General features: G+C 63.2%; 14 protein-coding genes and 1 tRNA gene. 7 read left to right on the top strand and 8 right to left on the bottom strand.

The annotated features are described in order from the left end of the window. Nucleotides 1–12: 12 nt before the first annotated feature. Together QN413_RS16345 and QN413_RS16340 are read right to left on the bottom strand one after the other, a co-directional pair. On the bottom strand, nucleotides 13–987 hold the full coding sequence (locus tag QN413_RS16345) for a tripartite tricarboxylate transporter substrate binding protein (protein ID WP_323497638.1): 975 nt from the start codon (nucleotides 985–987) through the stop codon (nucleotides 13–15). 10 nt (nucleotides 988–997) lie between these two features. Next, nucleotides 998–2,062: a CDP-6-deoxy-delta-3,4-glucoseen reductase gene (locus tag QN413_RS16340; RefSeq protein WP_323497637.1), complete on the bottom strand. Its 1,065-nt coding sequence runs from the start codon at nucleotides 2,060–2,062 to the stop codon at nucleotides 998–1,000. Between the two features lie 38 nt (nucleotides 2,063–2,100). Here QN413_RS16340 and QN413_RS16335 point away from each other — a divergent pair, with 38 nt between their 5' ends. After that, on the top strand, nucleotides 2,101–3,045 hold the full coding sequence (locus tag QN413_RS16335) for an SDR family oxidoreductase (protein WP_323497636.1): 945 nt from the start codon (nucleotides 2,101–2,103) through the stop codon (nucleotides 3,043–3,045). Between the two features lie 51 nt (nucleotides 3,046–3,096). Here the strand turns inward: QN413_RS16335 and QN413_RS16330 are convergent, their stop codons facing one another. From QN413_RS16330 to QN413_RS16315, 4 genes are all read right to left on the bottom strand, one after another. Then, nucleotides 3,097–3,819, bottom strand: coding sequence for an ABC transporter ATP-binding protein (locus tag QN413_RS16330; RefSeq protein WP_323497635.1), 723 nt, complete (start codon nucleotides 3,817–3,819; stop codon nucleotides 3,097–3,099). A gap of 17 nt (nucleotides 3,820–3,836) precedes the next feature. Next, nucleotides 3,837–5,786 carry a branched-chain amino acid ABC transporter ATP-binding protein/permease gene (locus QN413_RS16325; protein WP_323497634.1) on the bottom strand — a complete coding sequence of 650 codons (1,950 nt, stop codon included), beginning with the start codon at nucleotides 5,784–5,786 and terminating at the stop codon, nucleotides 3,837–3,839. Between the two features lie 21 nt (nucleotides 5,787–5,807). Continuing rightward, complete coding sequence (locus QN413_RS16320) at nucleotides 5,808–6,683, bottom strand: branched-chain amino acid ABC transporter permease (protein ID WP_323497633.1); 876 nt, start codon at nucleotides 6,681–6,683, stop codon at nucleotides 5,808–5,810. Between the two features lie 74 nt (nucleotides 6,684–6,757). Continuing rightward, a complete protein-coding gene (locus QN413_RS16315; RefSeq protein ID WP_323497693.1) occupies nucleotides 6,758–7,897 on the bottom strand; it encodes an ABC transporter substrate-binding protein in 1,140 nt (379 codons plus the stop codon). Nucleotides 7,898–8,166: 269 nt separating this feature from the next. Here QN413_RS16315 and QN413_RS16310 point away from each other — a divergent pair, with 269 nt between their 5' ends. Beyond that, entirely contained in the window at nucleotides 8,167–9,522 is a 1,356-nt protein-coding gene (locus QN413_RS16310; RefSeq protein WP_323497631.1) for a cache domain-containing protein, read from the top strand. Between the two features lie 50 nt (nucleotides 9,523–9,572). Then, the gene (locus QN413_RS16305; RefSeq protein ID WP_323497692.1) at nucleotides 9,573–10,208 is read left to right on the top strand and encodes a response regulator transcription factor; all 636 of its coding nucleotides are present in this window, start codon (nucleotides 9,573–9,575) and stop codon (nucleotides 10,206–10,208) included. Nucleotides 10,209–10,224: 16 nt separating this feature from the next. Here QN413_RS16305 and QN413_RS16300 read toward each other — a convergent pair. After that, nucleotides 10,225–10,309 (bottom strand) — tRNA-Leu (locus QN413_RS16300). 40 nt (nucleotides 10,310–10,349) lie between these two features. Between QN413_RS16300 and cysM the strand changes: the two genes are divergently transcribed. Genes cysM through QN413_RS16280 form a run of 4 tightly spaced genes read left to right on the top strand, consistent with a single transcriptional unit; the run spans nucleotide 10,350 to nucleotide 13,241 of the window. Then, complete coding sequence (gene cysM / locus QN413_RS16295; RefSeq protein ID WP_323497630.1) at nucleotides 10,350–11,252, top strand: cysteine synthase CysM; 903 nt, start codon at nucleotides 10,350–10,352, stop codon at nucleotides 11,250–11,252. Nucleotides 11,253–11,291: 39 nt separating this feature from the next. Beyond that, entirely contained in the window at nucleotides 11,292–11,864 is a 573-nt protein-coding gene (locus QN413_RS16290) for an NUDIX hydrolase (RefSeq protein WP_323497629.1), read from the top strand. A gap of 49 nt (nucleotides 11,865–11,913) precedes the next feature. After that, nucleotides 11,914–12,141, top strand: a complete 228-nt coding sequence (locus QN413_RS16285) for a sulfurtransferase TusA family protein (RefSeq protein ID WP_323497628.1) — start codon at nucleotides 11,914–11,916, stop codon at nucleotides 12,139–12,141. A gap of 5 nt (nucleotides 12,142–12,146) precedes the next feature. After that, nucleotides 12,147–13,241, top strand: coding sequence for an SGNH/GDSL hydrolase family protein (locus tag QN413_RS16280; protein WP_323497627.1), 1,095 nt, complete (start codon nucleotides 12,147–12,149; stop codon nucleotides 13,239–13,241). 19 nt (nucleotides 13,242–13,260) lie between these two features. On the opposite strand, the gene galU is transcribed toward QN413_RS16280, so the two are convergent. Next, the gene (galU, locus tag QN413_RS16275; RefSeq protein ID WP_323497626.1) at nucleotides 13,261–14,151 is read right to left on the bottom strand and encodes a UTP--glucose-1-phosphate uridylyltransferase GalU; all 891 of its coding nucleotides are present in this window, start codon (nucleotides 14,149–14,151) and stop codon (nucleotides 13,261–13,263) included. Between the last annotated feature and the right edge of the window lie 95 nt (nucleotides 14,152–14,246).

The raw sequence follows: 14,246 nt of genomic DNA, 5'->3' as shown, positions 1-14,246 counted from the left end.
GCGAGTAACCGCTCAGTCCACCTTTGCGCCCGTGGCCTTGACGACTTTCTCGTACTTGGCCATCTCACTTTTCATGAACGCGCCGAACTGATCCGGCGTCGTCGGCACGGGTTCGGCCAGCAGCGATGCAAAACGCGTCTTTGTTTCCGGCGCATTGAGCGCATCGACAAAGGCCTTGTTCAGCTTGGCGATCACGTCGGGCGGCGTACCGGCCGGCGCCACCAAGCCCCACCACGTATCGACCGAAAAGCCCCTGAGCGTTTCGGCCACCGGCGGCACCTCGGGCAGCGACGGGCTGCGTTGCAACGTCGTCACGGCGATCGCCTTCAGCTTGCCGGACCGGATGTTCGGCGCTGCGGTCGCAAGGTTGTCGAAGTTGAAATCGACCTGGCCCGAGACCAGCGCCAGCTGGGCCGGGCTGCCGCCGTTGTAAGGGATGTGTACCGCGAAGATGCCGGCCTCCTTCTTGAACAACTCGCCCGCCAGATGGCCGGCGCTGCCGTTGCCGCCGCTCCCGTAGTTGAGTTTGGCGGGGTTGGCCTTGGCGTAGCGAATCAGGTCGGCCACCGTGTTGATTTTCAGGCGCTCCGCGGCCGCCGCGTTCATCACCAGCACATTGGGCACGCGGACCATCTGCGTGAGGGGTGCGAAGTCGGTCGCCGCGTTGAACGGCATCTTGCTGTAAAGCCACGGGTTGACAGCGTTGGTTGCCGTCGCCGCGATGCCGATCGTCAGGCCGTCCGGTGGCGCTTTGGCGACGATGTCGGCACCGATGTTGCCGCCCGCACCGGGCTTGTTGTCGATGATGACCGGCCCGAGCACGTCTTTGACGCGCTCGGCCAGGATGCGCGCGGTGACGTCAATCGGGCCGCCGGCTGCGTAAGGCACGACGAGACGAATCGGACGGCTGTTCGATTGCGCCTGCGCTGGCGCTTGGACCACGGCAGCGCTGAGCGCCAGCAAGACAAGAAAGGTGCGTTTGTTCATGGCCATGGCGTCAGGGAATTGCCTTGTCCGCCTCTGTCGTGAAGGCGTCTGCGAAGAACTCCTCTTCGGGCAGTCCACCCAGCGCCATGTAATCGCGCTTGGCCGAGTCCACCACGATGGGCGCGCCACAGGCGTACACCTGATAGCCCGAAAGGTCTGCGAAGTCCTCGAGCACGGCCTGATGCACGAAGCCGGTTCGACCGGTCCAGTTGTCATCGGGCACGGCGTTGGAGATGACAGGCACGTAGCGCAGGTTGGGCATTCCGGCGAGCTGTGCCCGCACCCATTCATCCATGTACAAATCCTCGGGCCGGCGGCCGCCCCAGTACAAGATCGCAGCGCGGTCGATGGCCTTGAACTTCATATGCTCCAGCAGTGCCTTGATCGGTGCAAAACCTGTACCCGAGGCGAGCAGCACGATCGGCTTTTCCGAGTCTTCGCGCAAAAAGAAGCTGCCGTACGGGCCTTCGATGCGAAGAATCTCTTTCTCTTTCATCGCGCCGAACACGTGGTCGGTGAACTTGCCGCCGGGCAAGTGCCGAATGTGCAGTTCGATGCCGGTACCCGGCTCACCCAACGTATGCGGCGCGTTGGCCATCGAATAGCTCCGCCGTGCGCCGTCGCGCAGGATGAACTCGACGTACTGGCCGGCATGAAACTGCAGCGGCTCGCCGGCTGGCAACTGCAGGCGCAGCATCACGACGTCGTGCGATTTCTTGACCAGCGCCGCCACGCGCGCCGGCATCTTGCGGATCGGGAAAGCGCCGGCCTCGGTCACCTGGCGCGACTCGAGAACGACGTCGCTCTGCGGGCGCGCGCAGCAGGTCAGCACGTAGCCGGCAAGTTCTTCTTCGGCGCTCAGCGCCTTGCTTTGATGCGTCCCGAGCGTGACTTCGCCGGACAGTTTCTTGCACTTGCACGAGCCGCAGGCGCCGTCCTTGCAGCCGTAGGGCAGGCCGATGCCCTGGCGGATGCCTGCCGCGAGGATGGTTTCGTCGGGTTGCACGACAAAGCTTCTGCCGCTCGGCTCGATGCTGATGGAAAAGCCCGCTTCGTGCGGCGCGGCGCTGGTCATGGGTATTCTTCGGTCAATCTCTGGAAGGGACACGGATTTTGCCTTCAATCAACAGTCCCATTGGCGCGCGGCCTGCGCGCTTTCGGCGAGCAAGGGTACTCATCGTCGGCTGCGGCGATGTCGGGATGCGCGCCGCACTCGCCTTGCGCGGCCGTGTGCAGCTGGTCGCGCTGACTTCTTCGCCCGACAGGGTGCCCGCATTGCGCGCAGCCGGGATCACGCCGCTGGTCGCCGATCTCGATGTGCCGAGCTCGCTGGGGCGTCTTGCCGGCATCGCGACGCGCGTGCTGCATCTGGCGCCACCGGCCAACGTCGAGGGCACGGGATGGTGGCGTGACGCTCGCACCGTCGCGCTCGCGCGAGCACTGCGCCTGCGCTCGTTGCCCGACGCACTCGTCTACGGCTCGACCAGCGGCGTCTACGGCGATTGCGGTGGTGCGCTGGTAAATGAGACGCGCGCGGCAAGCCCACACACGCCCCGCGCGCACCGTCGTGTCGATGCCGAGCGTTCGGTGCGATGGCTCGGCCGCGCCGGCGTGGCAGTGCGTATCCTGCGCATCCCCGGCATCTACGCGCCCGACCGCGAAGGCGGCACGCCGCGCGAGCGTCTCCGCAAAGGCACGCCTGTGTTGCGCAGTGAAGACGACGTCTATACCAATCACATCCATGCCGACGACCTGGCGCGGGCCTGCGTGGTGGCGCTGTGGCGTGGCGGCACGCAGCGCGTGTTCAATGCCAGTGACGACAGTGACATCAAGATGGGTGACTACGTCGACCTGGCGGCCGATCTCTACGGCTTGCCCCGGCCCAGACGCATCGCACGCGAGCAGGCGGGAGCCGAGTTGCCGCTGTCGTTGCTCAGCTTCATGGGCGAATCGCGCCGGCTCGACAACACGCGCATGAAGCGCGAGTTGCGTGTGCGGCTGCTGTATCCGACTGTGGCGACCGGCTTGCAGCCGCTAAAAACTCAGTCATTGCCTTAGCCGTTACCTCTGGAGTTACCGGCCATCAGGCCGGACTCGGCGTTGTCGCAGTTAGTGGCTGCCGCCCAGATACGCGGCCTTCACTGCGGGGTCGTCGCGCAACTTGGCGGCCGGACCATGCACCGAGATGCGGCCGTTCTCCAGCACGTAGCCGTAGTCGGCCACCTTGAGCGCAGCGGCCGCGAACTGTTCGACCAGCAGCATCGTCACGCCCTCGCTTTTCAGCCGCGCGATGATGCGGAACACCTCTTCGACCAGGATCGGCGCGAGACCCATCGAAGGCTCGTCGAGCAACACGACTTCAGGGTTCAGCATGATCGCGCGCGCCATCGCCAGCATCTGCTGCTCGCCGCCCGACAAGGTGCCCGAAAGTTGCATACGCCGTTCTTTCAGCCGCGGAAACAGCTCCAGCGCACGCTCCAGGTCGGCGCTGACGTCGCCCTTGGGCCGGCTGCCAGTCAGCCGTGGAAAGGCGCCGAGGATGAGGTTGTCGGTCACCGTCATCGTCGCGAAGACGCGGCGGCCTTCGGGTGAATGGGCGAGGCCCAGCTTGGCGATGTGATACGACTCGAGCCCGTCGATACGCTTGCCGTTCAGCGTGATCTCGCCGCCGGTCGGCGAGATCATTCCGGACACAGCGCGCATCGTCGTCGTCTTGCCGGCGCCATTCGAGCCGATCAGCGTGACGACCTTGCCTTTGGGCACTTCGATCGAGATGCCTTGCAGCACCTGTACCTTGCCGTAGCCGGCGAAGAGATTCTGGATAGTGAGCATGTTGTTCTCTCGCCGCCTCAGGCGGGTTGCGCTTCGTCGGAGGCTTGCCCGCCGAGGTAAGCCTCGATGACTTTTTCGTCGGCTTGCACCGCGGCGGGTTCGCCCTCGGCGATTTTCTGACCGAAGTCGAGCACCGACACGGTGTCGCACATGCTCATGACCACGTCCATGTGGTGCTCGATCAGGATCACGGTCACGCCGTGGTCGCGGATCTTTCGGATGATCGTGATGAGTTCCTTGATGTCCGGTGCCGTCAGGCCTGCGGCCGGCTCGTCGAGCAGCAGCAGTTGCGGGTCGAGCGCCAGCGCGCGTGCGATCTCCAGCAGCCGCTGCTTGCCATAGGGCAGGTTGCGCGCCTCTTCCTGCGACAGCTCTTCGAGCCCGACGAAGCGCAGCAAGCCGAGCGCCCGTTCGATCGATGCCACGCTCTCGCGCCGGTAACGCGGTGTGTGAATCGATACGTCGATCAGGTTGCTCTCGAATGTGTGGTGAAGGCCGACCTGCACGTTCTGCTGTGCCGTCATTTCGCCGAACAATTGCACGTTCTGAAAGGTCCGTGCGATGCCCGACAAGGCGATGTCCGACGAGGTGCGGCCGACCAGCGAGCGGCCGGCGAAAGAAATGGCGCCCGCGGTCGGCACGTAGATGCCCGTGAGCACGTTCATCATCGTGCTCTTGCCCGAACCGTTGGGGCCGATCAGGCCGTGGATGGTGCCGCGCTTGATGCTCAAGTCGACGTTGTTGAGTGCCTTGAGGCCACCGAACTGCATCAGCACGCCGGTCGCGTTCAGCACTTCGGCGCTGCCGGTGCCGCCAGCCGCCTGCGACACCGCGTCGACCGGTGTGAACTGCACGTCGCCGGTGATATCCGAGCGCGCTTTGGGGCGCTTCAGATTGAGGGCGGTGCGCACGAAGCCGACGATGCCGTCTTGCAGGTAATACACAACGAAGAGGGTAATGATCCCGAAGATCGACAGACGCCAGTCGGTCATGGTCTGCAACCAGAACGACAGGGCCGCCAGCGCGATGGTGCCGACCACCGGAATGGCCATCTGCGCGGGCGTCGACTTGCCGCGCCGTACCGCTACGACAGCGACCGCCAGCACCATGACCGCCAGTCCGACCGACACGTATCGGAACATCGCGATATCGTCCAGCAACTTGGGCAGCAGAACGATGATGGCGGCGCCCACCAGCGAGCCGATGCGGCTCTTGCGCCCACCCATGATCACGGCCAGCAGGAACAGCACGGTGAGTTCGAAGTTGTACGAGTTGGGCGAGATGTATTGCTCGGAGTACGCGTAGAGCGACCCGGCCAGTCCCGCGAAACCGGCGCTGATGACGAACGCATAAACCTTGTAGCGGTACACCGAAACACCCATGCAATCCGACGCGACAGGGCTGCCGCGCAACGCTTCGAAGGCGCGGCCCAGGTGCGAGCGCAGGATGCGATGCACCACGATCAGCGCCAGCACCATGAGCACCGCCACCAGCCAGTAGTACTCGCGTTCGTCGAGCCGATGGCCGAAGAGCGTTGGCTTGTTCAGCTTGATGCCCATCGGGCCTTCGGTCAGAAAGCTCATCTCGTTGATGAGAATCTGGATGATGGTGCCGAAGGCCAGCGTGACCATCGCGAGGTAAGGCCCGGACACGCGGAGCGCGGGCAATGCGAGCAAGGCGCCGAAGCCGGCAGTGAAAAGCACGGCGGCTGGGATGGTGATCCAGATCGGCGCGGTGAGCTTCATGACCAGCACGCCGGCAGTGTAGGCACCGAGGCCGAAGAGGCCTGCGTGGCCGAGAGAAACCTGGCCCGTGTAGCCGACCACGATGTCCAGCCCGAACAGCACGATCGCATAGATCATGATGGTTTCGAGCAGGTGGATGTAGTACGGATTGTCGATACCGATCGGGAATAGCAGCAGCGCGGCGATGCCCGCGATGTACAGAAGGAGGTGTTGCTTTTTCATGGGGATGTCGGTTGAGCTCGCTCAGACCTTCTTGATGGCGGTCTTGCCGAACAGACCCGCCGGGCGCACGGCCAGCACGATCAACAACAGCACCAGGCCGGGCACATCCTTGTAACCGGTGCTCAGATAAAAGCCGGTCGTGGTCTCGGCGATGCCCAGGATGATCCCGCCCACCACGATCCCCATGCCACTGGTCAGCCCACCAATGATGGCGACCGCAAAAGCCTTGAGCCCGAGCACCGCGCCCATGGTGGCGCCGGTGAGCGTCAAGGGTGCGATCAGCACGCCGGCAAAGGCTGCCGTCATCGACGACAGCGCATAAGAAAAGGTGATGACGAGCCCGGTGTTGATGCCCATCAACTTCGCCGCGTCGCGGTCGTTGAAGGTCGCGACCACCGCTTTGCCGTAGATCGTCTTGCGGTTGAAGAACTCGACCGCCAGCATCATGAGCAGCGCGCCGCCGACCACCAGAATTTCCATTGGCAGAACGTTGGCGCCGAGGAAGTGCAGAGGCGATTCGGGCAATGGTGAAGGGAACTTGAGGTCGTCGCGGCCCCAGACGTTTTCAGCCACGTTCTTGAAGATGATGCCGAGCGCGATGGTCGACATGATCCATCCGAACTCCGACTTGATCTTGATGGCTGGCCGGACGCCGATGCGTTCGACCACGGCGCCCTGAAAGGCACCGAACACGCAAACGATCGGGATCATCAGCCAGTAGTTGACGCCCAGGCCGACCAGCGTGAGGCCGACCAGTGCGCCCAGCATGAGCGCATCGCCCTGCCCGAAGTTCAACGTGTCGGATGTCGCGAAGGTGAGTTGATAACCGAACGCGATGACGGCGTAGATCATGCCCAGCGCGATGCCGCTGAAGATGAGTTGGGTCAGGATTTGCATGACGGCTCTTTGGTTAAACGAAAAACGCGCCGCCGCGGGGCTGGACCCCGGGGCGGCGCTCGGCGCGAGGCGCTTTACTTTTTCAGTCGGACGGTGCCGGCCGACTTCTGGTCTTCGGCGTTGGCGAACACCACGCGGCCGCCCTTGACTTCACCGAACACCGGAATGTTCGAGGTGATGGCGTCATGGTCGTCCTTGCTGAACGGCTTGGTGTACGTCGTCACCACGCCTTCGACCGGCGTCTTCAGGTCTTCCAGCGCGGCCTTGACCTTCGGGCCTTCGGTGCTGTCGGCCTGCTTGATGGCGGCGGCCAACAGGTAGATAGAGTCGTAGCCTTGGGCGGCCGACACCGGCGAATCCATCCGGTTGTTCTTCGGCTTGAAGGTCGTCACGAAGTTGTCGATGAAGGCCTTGCGCTTTGGAGTGGTCGGTTCCTGGATGAAGGTTTGCGGCATGCGCGCACCGTCACCGCCGGGGCCCGCGTTGTCGATGAAGTTGGCCATCGCCAGCGTCCAGCTGCCGACCATCGGCACTTTCCAGCCCAGCTTGGTCATGCCGTTGGCAATCTGCGCCAGCTCGGGGCCGATGCCGTAGGTCAGTATGGCCTCGGCGCCGGCTTCCTTGGCCTTGAGCAACTGGGCCGTCATGTCGACGTCCTTGATGTTGAATTTCTCGACGGCGACCGGGGTGATGCCCTTGGCCTTCAGCGCCTTCTCCAGATCTTCCCGGCCGAGCTGGCCGTAGTTGGTGGAGTCGGCCAGGATGGCGACCTTCTTGAAGCCGCGGCGGGTGATGGCTTCTTCCACGATCATCGGCGCCTGAATGCTGTCGTGCGCAGCGTTGCGGAACACGTAATTTTCAGGGTCTTTGTCGAACTGGTGCGTGATGACCGAGCCGGTCGCGACGTTGTTCAGCACCGGGATCTTGGCGTCCTGGAAGAAGCGTTGCGAGGCCAGTGCCACGCCGGTGTTGATGTAGCCGACGACCGCGGTCACCTTTTCCTTGTTGATGAACTCCTGGGCGATTTGTACGCCACGTTCGTTCTTGGCTTCGTCGTCGCGTTCGACCAGTTCGATCTGGCGACCGAGCACGCCGCCGGCCTTGTTGATTTCAGCTGCGGCGAGCCGGACACCGTCGCGCATGCTCACGCCCATCGACGACGAGCCGCCGGTGAACGGACCGTCGACGCCGATCTTGATCGGATCGGCTGCCATGGCGAAAGTGGTGAGGGCTGCCAGCGCGATGGCAGTGGCAATTTTTTTCGGGAAGCGGGTCAAGTCATGTCTCCTGCAGTGGTGATGAAGGGTTCGCGGTTGCGGTTGCGGTAGCGATAACGGTTTTGAGCGGCCCAATTATTGGGCGGCCCTGATTCTTTTTGTATTCGCATGAGTGCGGGGATGCTCTCGGTAGTACTGCCTAAGGGAAAACGCCAAGTCGCCTTGGTGAGTGCCTGAAGCGGCGGCTGCATCGCACAATCACAGCCATGAAACCGAAGGCCAAGATCCTGTTGCTCGCAGTGGCGCCACTTCTCTTTGCCATCGCTGCGATCGGCGGGTTGCTGGTGATCGAGACCCAGCGACTTGAGCAACGTCAGGCTCAGGTGCTCGAAGATGTATTGCTCAGCGCCAAGCGCGAAGAGCTCCGCAGCTACATCGCGCTGGCGCTCACTTCCATCGACAACCTCTACGGAGCAGGGCGCGACGACGAGCCCGCCAAGGAGCAGGTCAAGGCCATCCTCGCGAACATGAACTTCGGCGATGACGGCTACTTCTATGTGTACGACCGCGAGGGCCTGACGCTGGTTCATCCGCGCCAGCCGGACCTCGTTGGCCAGAACCTTTGGAACCGTCGCGATACCGAGGGCACCTACATGATCCGCGAGCTGATCGCACGGGCTCACGAGGGCGGGGGCTACCAGCGCTATCTGTGGCCGAAGCCTTCGACCGGCCGTATCGAACGCAAGCTCGGATATTCGGTCGAGCTCCCGCGATGGGGCTGGATGCTTGGCACCGGTATCTACCTTGATGACGTGGATGCCGCCGCCGCCAAGCTGCGAGGGAGTCTGCTGGCCAGCGTCCGGCAAACGCTGCTCGGCCTGGCGACGGTGGCGATGATCGCGGCCATCGGCGTGTTCGCCGGAGGGCTGGCGCTCAACATCAGCGAGCAGCGCCAGGCCGATCGCAAGCTGAAGGCGCTGGCGCACCGCGTTGTTAGCTCCCAAGAGGACGAGCGCGCCCGGGTGTCGCGTGAGTTGCACGACCATATCTGTCAGCTGCTGGTCTCGATCAAATACCAGTTCGAGCTGGTCGGGCACCGGCTGGCGCATCCGGGCAACGCACCGGTGACGGCGATCGACAAGGAGATCGGCGCGCTGTCGCAAGCCATCGGCGAGGTCCGGCGGATCTCGCACGACTTGCGGCCCGCCTTGCTCGACGACCTGGGATTGCCTGCGGCGCTGGAGCACATCGGCAACGAGCTCGCGCAGCGAAGTGGCCTGACGGTGACCGTGTCGCCGCACGTGCATGAAGAACGGCTACCAGAGCTGCAGGCCGTGAGCCTGTTTCGTGTTGCGCAGGAGGCGTTGCGCAACGCCGAGCGGCACGCCGGGGCCAGTCACATCGACATTCGGCTGGACGATGCACACGACCGGCTCGAGCTTCGAATCACCGACGACGGACGCGGCTTCGATGTGCAGAACGTCGAGCACAGCAAGGACCGCGGCATCGGACTCACGAATATGCGCGAGAGGGTGGAGCGCAACGGCGGGAGCTTTCAGCTCATCTCGCAGCCGGGCCGCACATCGTTGATTGCGAGCTTTCCATTGGCGGTGCCCGCATGACCGGCCCGAACGACATCGGCGGCACGAGCCCTTTGCCCCATGTGAGCCGTATGAGCGACGAGCCTGCGCCGATCCGCCTCGTGATTGTCGACGACCATTCCCTCGTGCGCGACGGACTGCGTGCGCGGCTGGCCGTGGTGCCGCATCTTCGGGTGATCGGTGAAGCGGCGAGTGGCGCCGAAGCATTGGCGCTGGCCGCCGCCGATCCGCCCGACCTGATGCTGATCGATGTCGGCATGCGCGGCATGAACGGCATCGAGCTGGCGACGTTGCTGCGCACGCGTCACCCCGAGGTGCTGGTGTTGATGCTGAGCATGTACGACAACCGCGAGTACGTGCTGAGCGCCATCCGCGCAGGCGCGCGGGGCTACGTGCTCAAGGAGTCGCCGACAGAAGAAATCCTGAGCGCCATCAGCGCGGTGTGTGCCGGAGGCAGTTACTTCAGCGCGCAGGTGTCCGACCTGATGCTGCAGTTCGGCAACACGACGCCGCAGCTCACCGCTCGTGAACACGAGGTGCTGCTGCTGCTGGCGCATGGGCGCAGCAACAAACTGGTGGCGAAGGAGCTGGACATCAGCGTGCGCACGGTGGAGACGCATCGTTTCAGCTTGCGGCGCAAGCTGGGTGTGGATTCGGCGAGCGAGTTGCTGAAGATCGCGGTGACCAATGGCTGGACGACGATCTAACAGCTCTGGAAATCCGTGGTGCCCGGGGCCGGAATCGAACCGGCACGCCTTTCGGCGGGGGATTTTGAGTCCCCTGCGTCTACCAATTTCACCACCCGGGCACGGAAGAGAGCAACCCAAAATTATGGCACAGTGTCTTGTATGAATTACCCGACGATCGAAGAAGCCATCGGTAAAACGCCGTTGGTCGCATTGCAACGCATCGACGCAGCCGAAAACGCCAAGCGCAACAACGTGATTCTCGGCAAGCTGGAAGGCAACAATCCGGCCGGCTCGGTGAAAGACCGGCCAGCGCTTTCGATGATCAAGCGCGCCGAGGAGCGCGGTGAAATCAAGCCCGGCGACACGCTGATCGAAGCGACCTCCGGCAACACCGGCATCGCGCTGGCAATGGCTGCGGCTATCAAGGGTTACCGCATGGTTTTGATCATGCCGGAAGACCTCTCCATCGAACGCGCCCAGACCATGAAAGCCTTCGGCGCTGAACTCATGCTGACGCCCAAGAGCGGCGGCATGGAATACGCCCGCGACCTGGCCGACCAGATGGTCGCGCAAGGCAAGGGGCGGGTGCTCAACCAGTTCTCCAACCCGGACAACCCGCGCATCCACTACGAAACAACCGGGCCCGAGATCTGGGCCGATACGGACGGCGAAGTGACGCACTTCGTGAGTGCCATGGGCACGACCGGCACGATCACCGGCGTCTCGCGGTTCCTGAAGGAAAAGAACGCGGCCGTGCAGATCATCGGCGCCCAACCCGACGAGGGTTCTCGCATTCCGGGCATCCGTAAATGGCCGGAGGAGTATCTGCCCAAGATCTACGAGCCGAGCCGGGTCGACACGGTGGTCAACGTGAGCCAGGACAACGCCGAAGAGATGTGCCGGCGACTGGCGCGCGAAGAGGGTATTTTCGGTGGCATCTCCGCGGCGGGCGCGCTCTGGGTGGCGCTCGACATCGCGAAAAAAGTCGAGAACGCTGTCATCGTTTTCATTGTTTGCGACCGCGGTGACAGGTATCTGTCGACTGGCGTTTTCCCCGCGTAGCTCTCCTAAGGCGTCCGCCGACGCTTCCTTAAGGTTCCCATGCCAGATCCCAAGTTTTGCCAGGTTTGCGCCACGCCACTCGAGTGGATTGCGCTGAACGAAGACGGTGGCCCCAAGTCGCGCCTGCGTTGCCCCAACTGCGGCCACACGCACTGGAACAACCCGACGCCCGTGCTCGCGGCCATCATCGAATACCGTGGGCAGGTGCTGCTGGCACGCAACGCGGCCTGGACCAACAGCAAGATGTACGCACTCATCACCGGCTTCATGGAAGCCGGCGAGACGCCAAAAGAAGGCATCGCACGCGAGATCAAGGAGGAGACCAACCTCGACGCGACCGAACTCAATCTGGTCGGCGTGTACGACTTCCAGCGGATGAACCAGATCATCATCGCGTACCACGCGGTAGCCGATGGCGAGGTGTCGTTGTCGCCCGAACTGGTCGACTACCGGCTCTACGATCTGCCGAATTTGCGTTGCTGGCCCGCGGGCACCGGCTACGCATTGGCCGACTGGCTGCGCACGCGCGGCATCGAGCCGCAGTTCGTCGATTGGCCAAAGCCGGCGGCTGCACCTGCAGTGCCCGCAACGTCCGACATGCCTGCCGCCTAAAATCGGTGCCAACGCGCAAGACTATTTCCAGCGTACTCGAAAGACGGCGATGCACATCCACAAAGAGCTCGACACCCGCGGCCTGAACTGCCCGCTGCCCATCCTCAAGGCCAAGAAGTCGCTCAACGACATGGCCAGCGGCCAGTTGCTGAAGGTGGTGGCGACCGATGCGGGCTCGGTGCGCGACTTTCAGGCTTTTGCGCGGCAAACGGGTAACGATCTCGTCGAACAGCAGACGGTCGGCGACGAGTTCATCCACATCATTCGCCGGCGCTGAAGATCATGCGCACCGGCTTTCGTCGCGTCGGCTTCGCCGCGTTCGTCACGGCCGGCCTGATGCTGGCTTTCAATGTCTGGAGCCAGGACGTGCCCGACAACGCACTCAACCGAAAGGTGTCGCCGACCGCCATTCCATTTGCGGTCATCGGCGATTCCAACAGCCACTCGTTCCAGGACCGCGTTGCGTTTCCTGCCGGCACCGGCGAGCGCGGCGGCCCTTTTCATGCGCGAACCTTCAATTGGACCGAAGTTCTCGACAAGCTGCGTGGCAAGGAAATCGACAGTGGTCCATGGGTTGTCTGGGGCAGTTCGGGCTTGCTCGCGACCGGCCGTGAGGCACTGGGTTTAAGTGGCGGCCGTGCACCCAAGAAAGAAGACTTTCTTTACAACTTCGCCAACTCGGGTGCGAGCTGCGCTAATTTGATGGATGGGCGATTCCGCCAGGCACCGCGACTGGTTGCCTTGATGGACAAAGAGCCTGAGCGCTGGAAGCGCGGCGTTGTCCTGATCCGCATGGGACTGAACGACTGGTCGAGTTCGCTCGACCTGCAGTCGCGGGAGCCCGATTCGCCCAAGCTGGCGGAACTGACTTCGCGCTGCGTCAAGCAGATCGGCGCGACGCTCAAGCTCATCCACGAATCGCACCCGCAGACGCTCATTCTGGTGGCCGGCATCGCGAACGAAGCGGACGACGCGGCACAAAATAACAATTGGGTTTCGGAAGCCGAGCGAAACAATATCTGGAAGGCGCTCGACAGTTTCAACGCCGGAGTCCGAAAGCTCGCGGAGAGTGAGCCCAACACGGCGTTCTTCGACGATGCGGCCTGGCTGGTGCAACGGTGGGGTACGCGAGGCGGCGCCCCCAAGCCGGCGTTCAAGACCGTGACCATCGGCAAAAGCTTCGTTGTGACCAACTCCATCGGAGACGACCCGCACAACTTATTGCTTGCAGACGACCATGCAGGGTTGGTGTGCAACGCGCTGTGGGCGCAATCGCTTGTGGCGCGACTGCGCGAGGCATTCAAACTGCCGCTGACGCCGATCAGCGACGACGAGGTCGCACGCTTCGTTTTGCCGCTGGTTCAGCCGGCGAAGTAGGAACTCGTCGTTTCGAAGCTCAGAGCGCGAGACTCTTCAGGTATTCGCGGAACGACGCGCCGACTTCCGGGTGCGCCAGCGCCAGTTCCACAGTGGCTTGCAAAAAGCCTTCCTTGCTGCCGCAGTCGTATCGCACGCCCTTGTACGAGTAAGCGTAGACCGCCTCTTTCTTCATCAGCGCGGCGATGCCATCGGTTAGCTGGATCTCGCCACCCGCGCCCTTGGGCTGCAGGCGAATCTCTGCGAAGACGCCGGGCGTCAGGATGTAGCGGCCGGCCACACCGAGACGCGAAGGCGCTTCTTCGGGCTTAGGCTTCTCGACCATGCGGTTGACCTTGACCAGACCGTCTTCAACCGAATCACCTGCCACGATGCCGTAGCGCTTGACCTGGTCGAGCGGCACTTCTTGCACCGCGAGCAGCGAGCTGCCGAGGCGCTCGAACATCTTCGTCATCTGGGCCAGCACGGGCTCGCCGTCTTTGGGGCCGACCATCAAATCGTCTGCCAACAGCACGGCGAAGGGCTCGTCGCCCACCAGGTGCTCGGCGCACAGCACGGCGTGGCCCAGGCCGAGCATGCGCGATTGGCGCACATACGAGCAGGTCATGTCGTCTGGCATGACCGAGCGCGCGATGCGCAGCAGTTCGGTCTTGCCGCTGGCTTCGAGCTGGCTCTCGAGCTCGTAGGCGGTGTCGTAATGGTCTTCGATCGCGCGCTTGTTGCGTCCCGTCACAAAAATCATGTCGCGGATGCCAGCGGCGTAGGCTTCTTCGACCGCGTACTGGATCAACGGCTTGTCCACCACAGGCAACATCTCTTTCGGCTGGGCCTTGGTGGCCGGCAAAAAGCGGGTGCCGAAGCCGGCGACCGGGAACACAGCTTTACGGATGCGGGTCGAAGAATTGGACATGAGATGGGACGTCGGTTCGAAAGTGGAAAGGGAAAGACTGACCGAAAGGGACTAACCGGCGCGCACGTGCCTGCAACAGCCACGGGCCAAGCCTA

The sequence above is a fragment of the Variovorax sp. LG9.2 genome (assembly GCF_035018885.1).
Lineage (GTDB): Bacteria > Pseudomonadota > Gammaproteobacteria > Burkholderiales > Burkholderiaceae_C > Variovorax.
Note: the sequence above shows the minus strand (reverse complement) of the source record. Positions and strands in the feature narration are given on the sequence as shown.

What these genes read in the sequence shown, in the direction of transcription:
- QN413_RS16345 (WP_323497638.1), bottom strand. Translation starts at nt 987, where the DNA reads ATGAACAAACGCACCTTTCTTGTCTTGCTGGCGCTCAGCGCTGCCGTG.
- QN413_RS16340 (WP_323497637.1), bottom strand. Translation starts at nt 2,062, where the DNA reads ATGACCAGCGCCGCGCCGCACGAAGCGGGCTTTTCCATCAGCATCGAG.
- QN413_RS16330 (WP_323497635.1), bottom strand. Translation starts at nt 3,819, where the DNA reads ATGCTCACTATCCAGAATCTCTTCGCCGGCTACGGCAAGGTACAGGTG.
- QN413_RS16325 (WP_323497634.1), bottom strand. Translation starts at nt 5,786, where the DNA reads ATGAAAAAGCAACACCTCCTTCTGTACATCGCGGGCATCGCCGCGCTG.
- QN413_RS16320 (WP_323497633.1), bottom strand. Translation starts at nt 6,683, where the DNA reads ATGCAAATCCTGACCCAACTCATCTTCAGCGGCATCGCGCTGGGCATG.
- QN413_RS16315 (WP_323497693.1), bottom strand. Translation starts at nt 7,897, where the DNA reads ATGGCAGCCGATCCGATCAAGATCGGCGTCGACGGTCCGTTCACCGGC.
- QN413_RS16310 (WP_323497631.1), top strand. Translation starts at nt 8,167, where the DNA reads ATGAAACCGAAGGCCAAGATCCTGTTGCTCGCAGTGGCGCCACTTCTC.
- QN413_RS16305 (WP_323497692.1), top strand. Translation starts at nt 9,573, where the DNA reads ATGAGCGACGAGCCTGCGCCGATCCGCCTCGTGATTGTCGACGACCAT.
- cysM (WP_323497630.1), top strand. Translation starts at nt 10,350, where the DNA reads ATGAATTACCCGACGATCGAAGAAGCCATCGGTAAAACGCCGTTGGTC.
- QN413_RS16290 (WP_323497629.1), top strand. Translation starts at nt 11,292, where the DNA reads ATGCCAGATCCCAAGTTTTGCCAGGTTTGCGCCACGCCACTCGAGTGG.
- QN413_RS16285 (WP_323497628.1), top strand. Translation starts at nt 11,914, where the DNA reads ATGCACATCCACAAAGAGCTCGACACCCGCGGCCTGAACTGCCCGCTG.
- QN413_RS16280 (WP_323497627.1), top strand. Translation starts at nt 12,147, where the DNA reads ATGCGCACCGGCTTTCGTCGCGTCGGCTTCGCCGCGTTCGTCACGGCC.
- galU (WP_323497626.1), bottom strand. Translation starts at nt 14,151, where the DNA reads ATGTCCAATTCTTCGACCCGCATCCGTAAAGCTGTGTTCCCGGTCGCC.